The sequence below is a fragment of the Paenibacillus ihuae genome, assembly GCF_001368795.1.
Taxonomy (GTDB): Bacteria; Bacillota; Bacilli; order Paenibacillales; family Paenibacillaceae; genus Paenibacillus_AQ; species Paenibacillus_AQ ihuae.
The window spans coordinates 52,035-62,552 of record NZ_LN831207.1 but is presented as its reverse complement, the minus strand read 5'-3'; the positions used below and the strand labels follow the sequence as shown (position 1 = coordinate 62,552).

18 protein-coding genes are annotated in these 10,518 nt (G+C 47.0%); 2 read left to right on the top strand and 16 right to left on the bottom strand.

Annotated features, from left to right (window positions below; all coding sequences use genetic code 11):
- The 3 genes from sat to AQR02_RS30265 all read right to left on the bottom strand — a co-directional run.
- Positions 1-963, bottom strand: a 963-nt coding sequence (sat, locus tag AQR02_RS30275) for a sulfate adenylyltransferase (protein ID WP_054943990.1), incomplete at its 3' end; no start/stop codon positions are given.
- Positions 964-1,020: 57 nt separating this feature from the next.
- Positions 1,021-1,713 carry a phosphoadenylyl-sulfate reductase gene (locus AQR02_RS30270; protein WP_054943989.1) on the bottom strand — a complete coding sequence of 231 codons (693 nt, stop codon included), beginning with the start codon at positions 1,711-1,713 and terminating at the stop codon, positions 1,021-1,023.
- 151 nt (positions 1,714-1,864) lie between these two features.
- A complete protein-coding gene (locus tag AQR02_RS30265) occupies positions 1,865-2,185 on the bottom strand; it encodes a hypothetical protein (protein ID WP_148449243.1) in 321 nt (106 codons plus the stop codon).
- 353 nt (positions 2,186-2,538) lie between these two features.
- Here AQR02_RS30265 and AQR02_RS35060 point away from each other — a divergent pair, with 353 nt between their 5' ends.
- Positions 2,539-2,925 (top strand): helix-turn-helix domain-containing protein, encoded by a 387-nt coding sequence (locus AQR02_RS35060; protein WP_054943987.1) that lies wholly within the window; start codon positions 2,539-2,541, stop codon positions 2,923-2,925.
- Between the two features lie 90 nt (positions 2,926-3,015).
- Here the strand turns inward: AQR02_RS35060 and AQR02_RS35265 are convergent, their stop codons facing one another.
- Positions 3,016-3,147: a hypothetical protein gene (locus AQR02_RS35265; RefSeq protein ID WP_280818681.1), complete on the bottom strand. Its 132-nt coding sequence runs from the start codon at positions 3,145-3,147 to the stop codon at positions 3,016-3,018.
- Between AQR02_RS35265 and AQR02_RS30255 the strand changes: the two genes are divergently transcribed.
- Positions 3,085-3,906, top strand: a complete 822-nt coding sequence (locus tag AQR02_RS30255; RefSeq protein WP_245237804.1) for an ImmA/IrrE family metallo-endopeptidase — start codon at positions 3,085-3,087, stop codon at positions 3,904-3,906. The two genes, AQR02_RS35265 and AQR02_RS30255, sit on opposite strands and share 63 nt — an antisense overlap.
- A gap of 73 nt (positions 3,907-3,979) precedes the next feature.
- Here the strand turns inward: AQR02_RS30255 and rpsI are convergent, their stop codons facing one another.
- The 12 genes from rpsI to AQR02_RS30195 all read right to left on the bottom strand — a co-directional run bounded on the left by rpsI (position 3,980) and on the right by AQR02_RS30195 (position 10,464).
- Positions 3,980-4,372, bottom strand: a complete 393-nt coding sequence (gene rpsI / locus AQR02_RS30250; RefSeq protein WP_054943985.1) for a 30S ribosomal protein S9 — start codon at positions 4,370-4,372, stop codon at positions 3,980-3,982.
- Positions 4,373-4,392: 20 nt separating this feature from the next.
- Complete coding sequence (rplM, locus tag AQR02_RS30245) at positions 4,393-4,830, bottom strand: 50S ribosomal protein L13 (protein WP_042140128.1); 438 nt, start codon at positions 4,828-4,830, stop codon at positions 4,393-4,395.
- 235 nt (positions 4,831-5,065) lie between these two features.
- Positions 5,066-5,845: a tRNA pseudouridine(38-40) synthase TruA gene (gene truA / locus AQR02_RS30240; protein ID WP_054943984.1), complete on the bottom strand. Its 780-nt coding sequence runs from the start codon at positions 5,843-5,845 to the stop codon at positions 5,066-5,068.
- A 225-nt stretch (positions 5,846-6,070) separates the two neighbouring features.
- On the bottom strand, positions 6,071-6,436 hold the full coding sequence (rplQ, locus tag AQR02_RS30235) for a 50S ribosomal protein L17 (RefSeq protein WP_019908254.1): 366 nt from the start codon (positions 6,434-6,436) through the stop codon (positions 6,071-6,073).
- A gap of 42 nt (positions 6,437-6,478) precedes the next feature.
- Positions 6,479-7,423 carry a DNA-directed RNA polymerase subunit alpha gene (locus tag AQR02_RS30230; protein ID WP_054943983.1) on the bottom strand — a complete coding sequence of 315 codons (945 nt, stop codon included), beginning with the start codon at positions 7,421-7,423 and terminating at the stop codon, positions 6,479-6,481.
- Positions 7,424-7,554: 131 nt separating this feature from the next.
- Entirely contained in the window at positions 7,555-7,950 is a 396-nt protein-coding gene (gene rpsK, locus AQR02_RS30225) for a 30S ribosomal protein S11 (RefSeq protein ID WP_020427052.1), read from the bottom strand.
- 19 nt (positions 7,951-7,969) lie between these two features.
- On the bottom strand, positions 7,970-8,338 hold the full coding sequence (gene rpsM / locus AQR02_RS30220) for a 30S ribosomal protein S13 (protein WP_020427053.1): 369 nt from the start codon (positions 8,336-8,338) through the stop codon (positions 7,970-7,972).
- Between the two features lie 19 nt (positions 8,339-8,357).
- Positions 8,358-8,471, bottom strand: coding sequence for a 50S ribosomal protein L36 (gene rpmJ, locus AQR02_RS30215; RefSeq protein ID WP_003322638.1), 114 nt, complete (start codon positions 8,469-8,471; stop codon positions 8,358-8,360).
- Between the two features lie 53 nt (positions 8,472-8,524).
- On the bottom strand, positions 8,525-8,740 hold the full coding sequence (infA, locus tag AQR02_RS30210; protein ID WP_018753971.1) for a translation initiation factor IF-1: 216 nt from the start codon (positions 8,738-8,740) through the stop codon (positions 8,525-8,527).
- A gap of 2 nt (positions 8,741-8,742) precedes the next feature.
- On the bottom strand, positions 8,743-9,051 hold the full coding sequence (locus AQR02_RS30205; protein ID WP_054943982.1) for a KOW domain-containing RNA-binding protein: 309 nt from the start codon (positions 9,049-9,051) through the stop codon (positions 8,743-8,745).
- An 11-nt stretch (positions 9,052-9,062) separates the two neighbouring features.
- The gene (map, locus tag AQR02_RS30200; protein WP_054943981.1) at positions 9,063-9,815 is read right to left on the bottom strand and encodes a type I methionyl aminopeptidase; all 753 of its coding nucleotides are present in this window, start codon (positions 9,813-9,815) and stop codon (positions 9,063-9,065) included.
- Positions 9,816-9,819: 4 nt separating this feature from the next.
- On the bottom strand, positions 9,820-10,464 hold the full coding sequence (locus AQR02_RS30195; RefSeq protein WP_054943980.1) for an adenylate kinase: 645 nt from the start codon (positions 10,462-10,464) through the stop codon (positions 9,820-9,822).
- Positions 10,465-10,518 lie beyond the last annotated feature (54 nt).

The window sequence follows — 10,518 nt, the reverse complement described above, 5'->3', positions numbered from 1 at the left end:
TAATGGAGTAATCCCCAGTTCCTCGGCAGTGAAATTGCTGAAAATCTCCTGGGCTTCATACGTACCGTAGTAGTCACCTACACCGGCATGGTCACGGCCGACTATAAAGTGGGTGCATCCGTAGTTTTTCCGCACCATTGCATGGAATATCGCCTCTCTTGGTCCAGCATAACGCATTGCTGCCGGGAAGACACCCAGGAAGGTCCGGTCTCCCGGATAATAGTTCTCCAGGAGTGCCAAATAGCTCTTCATCCGCACATTGGCCGGAACATCATCAGATTTGGTCTCACCCACCAAAGGGTTCAAGAACAGCGCATCTACAACCTCCATAGCACACTTCTGAATGTACTCATGGGCACGATGCACAGGATTACGCGTCTGGAAGCCTACAACGGTTCTCCAGCCCTTTTCGGCGAAGATCTTGCGCGTCTCTGCAGGATCGAAATAGAACTCTCCGAACTTCGCCGGCTGCGGACGGTTAAGGACTGTAATCGGGCCTCCGACATAAGTCGTTGGACGGGCCAGGAGCTTACTGACACCCGGGTGCTCGGGATCTGTGGTTTTGAACACATTTTGTGCCTCGACCTGCTGGTCTACACTGTAGATGCTCTCGATATCCAGCAAACCGTAGATGATGCCGTCTTCTTCACCAACCAGCGAGACAGTGTCGCCAACAGCAAGACCGGAAGCCACTTCATCTTGGACAGCCAGCGTAATCGGAATGCTCCATACTGTACCATTGGAGAGACGCATACTGGTTACTACCGAATGATAGTCTTCTTCATTCAGGAAGCCGGTAAGCGGAGAAAATGCCCCGACACCAATGAGATCCAGATCGGATATTGTCCAAGTATTAATTGCAATTGATTTGTTGCCTGAAGCTTGCTGCAGCAATTGTTCCCGCTGCGCTCCCTCCACAATACGCTGAATCAGTGTTCCTCCGTGTGGAAGTATTGACGTCATCTAATTTCTCTCCTCCTGTGTCTTTACACTTTATATGAGTAGCTGATTAGTAGCTGGTTATTTGTGAAGCCCGCATTCTGTTTTCTCAGATCCCGACCATCTTCCGGCGCGGGGATCTTCACCAGGCATTACCGCACGGGTGCACTGTTCACAGCCGATGCTCGGGAAGTTACGATCATGCAGCGGGTTATACACTACATTATTCTCACGGATATAGCTCCACACATCCTCGGATGTCCAGTGCGCAATCGGATTGAATTTAACAAGACCGAATTTATAGTCGTATTCTACCTTCTTGGCATTGGCACGAGTAGGTGCCTGATCCCGACGGATACCGGTGATCCATGCATCATACTGGGAAAGAATACGGGTGAGCGGCTCTACCTTGCGGATCGCACAGCACTGGTTAGGGTCAACATTCCACAACGCCTCACCATATTGCAGCGCTTGTTCCTCCTTAGTGATCTGAGGGGATACACGGACAAACTCCATTCCGTATTTATCAGCCATGATATCTCTGGTCTCGTAAGTTTCTTTGAAGTGATAATCGGTATCCAGGTAAAACACATCCGTTGCCGTACTTACTTTCTGCAGCATATCAACAAGCACTACATCTTCGGCACCGAAGCTGCAGGCAAAGGTTATATTAGGAAAGGTCTCTACTGCCCAGCGGATAATCTCTTCTGGAGAAGCATTCTCCAGTTCCTCAGCCTTAACTTTGATTAAATCTTCTTTCTCAAGCAGATTCATAATTCCATTCCCCCATCCTGGTATTAAAAACATCCAATCCCGTCAATTCCAACTATTCTTATATGGAATAGTATAAGGCATCCGGGGCCGAAGTCAATGGTTTTTTCCATTTTGGTTGAAAGTTTGAGGGGCACTCTTCTTCCCCTCTATCTCATCCCCCGCCTATAAAAATGTATCCGATAATCACAAAGATCGTTCCACCGAGTACATATTTTAAAAGATCCATCCAAAACTTACGCTCTGCCTGATTGTCTTTTCCTGATTGCTGCAGGAGCAAAAAAATCCTGTTCTCAATCTGATTAAATTTCCCTGTAATGGCGTTGAACTGTAGTTTCATTTCGCTGATCGAATCATTAATCCGCTTTATATAGTCATCTTGGCGGTTGATGTTCTCTTCTAACAGCTTGAGTTTGGTGTTCGAGGTCACATTCTCTGCTGACAGTTTGGTAAACGTTTCCTTTAATTTCCCCACCTTATCTTCCACTGTTTGCGATTTTTGTATAGGCATTATCTCATCGTTCCCTTCTGTGTTTAGTGGTGTCGCTCATGTCGTGCGAATTCAAGAACAATTTGAGAAGAATAATCATAAAGGTTTAGAGGCTGTCCATTTTTTAAGTAATTCGCCCCCTTTCTTTTGATGAGTATTTGAATTCATAATACTCAATTGCGTATTTTAAAATCATAATATACTCAGTTGCGCACTTTGTCAAATAAAAATGATTAGCTAAATACGATATTGAACATTTACAATCTTATTTAGCGTTATTATAATGAAGAGGTAATGCGAAGTAACGTATATTTGCTGTGCTCAGAGGAGGGCTATATGTGCGTAGGGCTGAAGTCTTAAAAAAGCTGATTGAGGAAACAGGCCTGAACACAAAGGCATTTGCGGAAAAGGCAGGAATTCCCTATACTACACTCAGATCGATGTTAATGCGTGGTGTGGGCGGAGCATCTGTAGATAATGTGATTAAAGTTTGCCGTGCACTGGGGATAACTACAGAAGAAATGGATCGCTTGGCCTTCAGACCTGAGGAGGCAACCTCCTTTCATCAGGATTTTGCTGAATTTGAGGCCTTTATCAACAACCCGGAGCACAGTCTGTTCTTCAAAGATTACCTTGGTGCTCCGGAAGAACGGAAACGGGAAATGCTTACTTTTTGGAACTTTATTAAAGACGCTGAGAAGAAAAAAACAGAGGACAAGCAATAAAATACTGATGATTCGCATTATCGTGGTTTCAGCTCACGAGCTGATTTCACGCAGCCATATATACGAACATACATTCCTGTTAGGAGGTTCCTAATGTTTAACCATTACAAAAAAACACAGCTTGAACAGTTTGTGGAGCAGCTTTACATAGAGCATCACATTGCAGTTCCCGAGCACATTACAATCCAGGTACTTGCCCAGGCCCTGAACATATACGTCCAATACTCACCGATCAGCAGCCGCGCCTATGAGTCAGATTCAGGCATGCGCTGTATTCTGTTAGACAGCCGTCTTCCTCCAATGAAGCAGCGGCTTGATTTTTTGCATGAGCTTTGCCACGTCCTCAGGCATGCAGGTAATCAGCTCATTATGCCGGACTTTTTCATTAAAGCCCAGGAGATCGATGCCGAAAAATTTGTCCTTTATGCCTCTATGCCTTACTTTATGATTAACCTTCAGCAGCTGCCGGAGGATTACAATCAGACAATCCAGCAGTTATCCGGCACCTTCGGTGTTCCGAAAGAGATGGCAAAGACACGATTTGACCAAATTTTACGACGCGAATACGAGGGCGAGCTAACGAGTGGGGTATTCAACCACAAATCCTCTTTTTCGGGCAACCAGCAGCATATTGAGTTTTCTGATAAGACAAAAATATTCGCCTTTTATGACCCTCACAGCACCTTTGAAGGTCCTGACCAGTTAATTATAAGTCTGGATTATGAAACATTGACAACACAATATGAGCTGCTTATCCCCAGAGAAGAACGGTTTAAAGAGATTGATTGGGAAGTATTAAAGGATCTTGCTGTTGAACCGACTATTAGCGGGGATATCATTTGTTTCGACGGGCAGCTAACTTTGCAAATTCACCGGCTGGTCTTTAGATATGGATTTTCCAAGAGTACATTTGTAGTGCATATGCGGGACGTTGAACAGATTATTGAAACAGACCAGAGATTAATACAGAGGTTTAATTAAGAGGAGGCGCTGCAGGAGATAATAAAAGCCCCTGACCCGAAGGGCCAGAGGCTTGATTTCCTTGAAAGGAATATTAACGTTTCGAGAACTGTGGAGCACGACGAGCAGCTTTGAGGCCGTATTTCTTACGTTCCTTCATACGTGGGTCACGAGTCAGGAAGCCGGCTTTTTTCAGAGCGCCGCGGTATTCAGGGTCAACTTTCAGCAGTGCACGGGCGATACCGTGACGGATTGCACCAGCTTGACCGGAAATGCCACCACCATGTGCAAGAACGATTACATCGTAGCTGCCCAGTGTTTCAGTCAGGTTCAAAGGTTGTTTTACGATCATCTTCAATGTTTCTACACCGAAGTATTCGTCCATCTCACGTTTGTTAATGACAATGCGTCCTTCACCCGGTACAAGGCGAACACGTGCTACCGAATGTTTACGACGACCTGTCCCATAGTATTGTACTTGTGCCATGAAACTGTCCTCCTCTATTCTTATCCGCGAAGTTCGTAAACTTCAGGTTTTTGTGCTGCATGTGGATGCTCAGCGCCTGCATAAACTTTCAATCTCAACTTCATGTGATCCCCTTGACGAGTCTTAGGAATCATACCGTGAACTGCAAATTCAATCATGCGCTCAGGCTTAGTTTTGATCAGGTCTTCTGCAACAGTGACTTTCAAGCCACCTGGGTGCATCGAGTGACGGTAGTATTTCTTGTTTTGCATTTTCTTGCCTGTCAGGTGAATCTTCTCAGCGTTGATAACAATTACGAAATCCCCTGTATCAACGTGTGGGGTAAATTGCGGTTTGTGTTTGCCACGGATCAAAGCAGCGGCTTCGCTTGCCAAACGACCAAGTGTTTTGCCTTCGGCATCAATGATGTGCCAATTGCGTTCAACTTCGTTCGGCTTCGCCATATAGGTGGTACGCATGAATGTTTCCTCCTTGTTCTCGTACGAAAATCATCTGTTTCGTATATCTAATTTCTCATTGGAATTACGATTATGTGAGTTAAGAAAAGCTTGTTTGTTGGCATTTTCCTGATCGGGGCTGTGGGATAGCCATCAAGAAAACACAACTTTTATATTACAGCATAAACATGACAAGTGCAAGTGATTTTTAAATAGAAAGTCCATATTTTTTGACGAATACATAGTTTCCAGATCATCACAAACTGTCCTGGTCATATTCCACGCTCCACAGCGCGAGTCCTTTGGCTACAGCCGTTGGTCCAGCAGCTGCACGGTCGCATGCTGCCAGAATCTCCGCAACCTTATCCGCTTGAACCTTGCGCTCACCCACTTGAATCAGCGTTCCCATAATGATGCGAACCATATGCTGCAAAAATCCGCTGCCGGTAATATAAGTATGAATAACCCCCTGGTCAGACGAACCCGGGCGGCACATACTACGGTCAATCTCCATAGAAGCTTCAAAAATCGTCCGCACATGGGAGGTCTTCGTAGACTTCCGCGAGGCAAACGAAGTAAAGTCATGGGTGCCCAGAAGATGTGCAAGTCCCTGCTGCATGGCCGGGATGTCGAGCTTCACCGGGTGATGGTACTGCAGGCGCCGCTGGAACGGATCCGGGAACCGGTTGCCGTTAATCGTGTATCGGTAGGTTTTGCGCTTTGCCCCTCTACGGGAGTGGAACGAGAGCTGAACCTCCTTAGCCTCAGTGACCACGATATCCTGCGGCAATCTGGCGTTGAGCGCCAGACACCAGCGTTCCAGCGGAATCTGCGAGGAAGTAATGAAGTTAAACGGCTGGCCATAAGCATGAACACCTGCATCTGTCCGCCCAGAGGCTGTTATTTTCAGCGTCTCGCCGGTCAAATGAAGAATTGCCTGTTCCAGCCGGTCCTGAATCGTATTGCCCTGAGGCTGGGTCTGAAAGCCATCATAATGGGTTCCGTCATAATTGACTTTCATCAATAGATTGCGCATTCCGTTCTTCCTTTCACCCTGTTGCTCAGCTACTCTAACCTTCTATCGTCTTCAAAAAAAAAGAGCCCCGGCGGGAGCTCCTTCTACTCTTTACAAGGTGATTCCCGCGGTTATTGGTACAGCAGGGTCTTAACGCCCCTGCGGCACAATAACAATAATACTTACTGCTCAATCTCCGGAGATCATGAACTTAAAGAGTCAAATCGGAAATCATGACTTGTATACTTACGCGCGGTCTACCAGTTCAAGATAAACCATAGGCGCAGCATCGCCACGGCGAGGTCCCAGCTTCAGGATACGAGTGTATCCGCCTGGACGCTCTGTGTAACGAGGAGCAATATCAGAGAACAATTTTTGGATTGCATCTTGCTCACCGTCTACAGTCTCACGACGAACAAAAGCAGCTACTTGACGACGAGCATGAAGATCGCCCTTTTTCGCTTTAGTGATCAGTTTCTCAGCGATGGAACGAACTTCCTTCGCTTTGGCTTCCGTTGTCTGGATGCGTTCGTATAGGAACAGATCCGTTACCATGTCGCGGAACAACGCTTTACGCGCACTGGAATCACGGCCCAATTTTTGGTATGCCATTTGTTTTCCCTCCTTCACTCAAGTACTCAAGCAATCTGATAACTATTCTTCTGTACGTAGACCCAAACCAAGCTCTTCAAGCTTCTCTTGAACTTCTTCCAAAGATTTGCGGCCCAGGTTACGAACCTTCATCATATCTTCTTCAGTTTTCGTAGTCAGCTCTTGTACGGTATTAATACCAGCACGTTTGAGGCAGTTGTAGGAACGGACAGAAAGATCAAGTTCTTCGATTGTCATCTCAAGCACTTTTTCTTTTTTGTCTTCTTCTTTTTCAACCATAATTTCGGCGTCTTTCGCTTCGTCCGTAAGTCCTACGAACAAAACGAGGTGCTCGTTCAAAATTTTGGCTCCGAGGCTTACAGCCTCTTCCGGTCTGATACTACCATCTGTCCAAACTTCCAGCGTCAACTTGTCATAGTTCGTCACTTGACCGACACGAGTATTATCGATGCCGTAGTTTACGCGGGAGATAGGAGTGTAGATAGAGTCAACTGGAATAACACCGATTGGCTGATCGTCGCGTTTGTTCCGGTCTGCTTGGACATAGCCGCGACCACGGCCTGCAAAAATACGCATGTGAAGTCTCGCGCCAGGTCCCAGCGTTGCAATATGAAGATCCGGATTGAGGATTTCAACATCGCTGTCCGCACGGATATCACCTGCGGTAACGATGCCTTCACCCTCAGCATCAATCTCGAACACTTTCTCTTCATCTGAATGAATCTTCAGGGAAAGAGCCTTAAGGTTCAGAATGATTTCCGTCACATCTTCCATTACGCCAGGAACGGTCGAGAACTCATGCAGAACGCCGTCAATTTGGACCGAAGTCACTGCGGCTCCCGGAAGGGAGGAAAGCAAGATCCGGCGAAGCGAGTTCCCCAGAGTCGTGCCATATCCACGTTCCAGCGGTTCAACTACGAATTTCCCATAGGTTCCTTCATCATTGGCTTCTACGGTCTCAATCTTCGGCTTTTCGATTTCTATCACGAGTGTACCCCTCCTTCAAACGTCGCTCCTATATGAAACTGTCACCCCATCAGGTGCATCATGTAGTATGCCTAAACACCTATTATTAGCAGATGCGTCAGAATTATACCACAATCACAATTCTGATTTCGTTATACGCGGCGACGCTTCGGCGGACGGCATCCATTGTGAGGAACCGGAGTTACGTCTTTAATGAGGTTTACTTCAAGGCCTGCGGCCTGAAGGGAACGGATGGCTGCTTCGCGGCCCGCGCCCGGTCCTTTAACCATAACTTCAACGGACTTCATGCCGTGTTCCATAGCTGCTTTAGCAGCTGTTTCGGCTGCCATTTGCGCTGCAAATGGAGTCGATTTACGGGAACCTTTGAATCCTTGACCACCGGAGCTTGCCCAGGAAATTGCATTTCCGTGAGGATCCGTGATCGTAACGATAGTGTTGTTGAACGTGGAACGGATGTGTGCCACGCCAGACTCGATATTTTTCCGGTCGCGACGTTTAGTACGTACGACTTTTTTCGGTTTAGCCATTGTCTCTTATCACCTCTTCTTATTTCTTTTTGTTTGCTACCGTACGACGCGGGCCTTTACGGGTACGGGCATTTGTTTTAGTACGTTGACCGCGAACAGGCAATCCACGACGGTGGCGAACACCGCGGTAACAGCCGATCTCAGTAAGACGCTTAATATTCAAGGAAATTTCACGACGCAGGTCACCTTCAACCTTGACCGATTTGTCGATCATTTCACGCAGTTTGCTGACTTCATCTTCCGTCAAATCACGGACACGTGTGTTAACGTCAATGCCTGTTTCATTAAGAATTTTCTGGGAAGTCGTTTTACCGATTCCGAAAATATAAGTCAAGGCGATCTCAACGCGTTTGTCACGTGGCAAATCCACTCCAGCTATACGAGCCATTTTACGCTACACCCCCTTCTTAACCTTGTTTTTGTTTGTGTTTCGGATTTTCGCAAATTACCATAACAGTCCCTTTGCGGCGGATGACTTTGCATTTTTCGCAAATGGGCTTCACAGAAGGTCTTACCTTCATGTTAATTACCTCCTCAAAGTTTTGCGAAGCAAAACTTTCGTTGTAGTTCCCATCTATTTACGGTAAGTTATACGGCCCTTAGATAAATCGTAAGGCGATAACTGCACGACCACTTTGTCTCCGGTTAGGATACGGATAAAGTGCATCCGCAATTTCCCGGACACATGGGCAAGTATTTGATGACCGTTCTCAAGCTCAACCTTAAATGTTGCATTAGGCAACGGTTCAATGACCGTTCCTTCAACCTCAATGACATCTTCCTTAGCCACAGTTAGTCTCCTTTCTCATCAGCACTTATTCCAGCGGGACTACCATATTTCATCACTGCGAACCGCAGCTTTCCATTGGTTACCCGGCCGGTTTCTTCCAAACTGTTTACAACCTCACTGCTAATGAAAGGTATGAGCTCCAAATGTCCGATATTCTTCTTCTTAGGCCCATCAAACTTTCGTTTGTCTCCATCAGCAATATATACAAATCTGCTGTCAACAACTGCGATAACAACGGCAGCCTCTCCGGCATCTTTGCCTTTGAGAATTCTCACGATTTGACCAACCTGCGGGCTGCTCCCAGTATTCACGTGAAGATCACCTACGCATTCAGTTTTGTGAAAATTTCCATGCCGTCCGGCGTAACTGCTACCGTATGCTCAAAATGAGCACAGAGTGAACCGTCTACCGTAACGACCGTCCAGTTATCTTCCAGAGTCTTGACATACCTGTCCCCTACGTTCACCATCGGCTCAATCGCGAGTACCATACCCGGCTTCAGACGTGGTCCGCGGTCCGCTATGCCATAATTCGGAATTTGCGGTTCTTCATGCAGTTCTGCCCCGATGCCATGACCTACATACTCGCGTACGACGGAGAATCCGGCTTCCTCGATATATGTTTGGATCGCATGGGAGATTGTAAACAAGCGCACATCCGGTTTGACTAACGCCAGTCCTGCGTACAAGGAGCCTTCCGTGACGTCCAGCAATCGCTGAGCTTCTTCGGAAATGCTGCCCACTCCGTAGGTCCAAGCGGAATCACCGTGATAACCGCGGTACTCAGCACCAATATCCAGCGTAACAATGTCGCCTTCGATCAGTTTGCGCTTCCCCGGAAATCCATGCACCAATTGTTCGTTGACTGAAGCGCAAATGCTGGCAGGAAAACCGTTGTAACCTTTGAAAGACGGCACAGCACCTTGACTGCGAATGTATTGATCGGCGATTCTGTCGAGCTCTCCGGTGGTGATCCCCGGCTCAATGGCCTGAGCGATCAGGCGGTGACTCTCGGCAACAATTCGACCAGCTTCCCTCATGAAGACAAGTTCCTGTTCGGATTTACAAATGATCATTACATTAACCCCGCAGCAAAGATACGATTTCGGAAGTAACGACGCCTATTTCGTTCTCTCCGTTTACCTGACGCAAAAGACCTTTATTCTCGTAGAATGCAAGCAATGGCGCTGTCTTATTATCATACTCATCCAGACGTTTGCCTACACTCTCTTCGTTGTCATCCGGACGTTGATACAGTTCACCGCCATCAATGTCGCAAATGCCTTCTTGCTTCGGCGGGTTGAAAATTAAATGGTAGGATGCACCGCAAACTTTGCAGATCCGGCGTCCGGTAAGGCGCGCCATCAGCAGTCCACGGTCCACATTCAAGTTGATCACGTGATCCAAGGACGTGTTAGCCCGGCTTAAAAGCTCTTCCAGCGCTTCCGCTTGCGAAAGGGTTCTTGGAAAACCATCCAATAAGAAACCTTTTTCGCAATCGGACTGCTGTAGCCGTTCTTCAACGATTCCAATGGTCACATCATCAGGAACAAGCAAACCCTGATCGATGTATGATTTGGCTTTCAGCCCAACCGGAGTCTCCTGCTTGATTGCCAAGCGGAAAGCATCACCAGTTGAAATATGCGGAATACCAAGTTCTTTAACGATTACAGCTGCTTGTGTTCCCTTGCCTGCCCCAGGAGGGCCCATGAATAAAATGTTCACGATTTCTCTTCTCCCCCCAAAAGTTCGCCACCAAGCAAGAAACAGCACAATAGG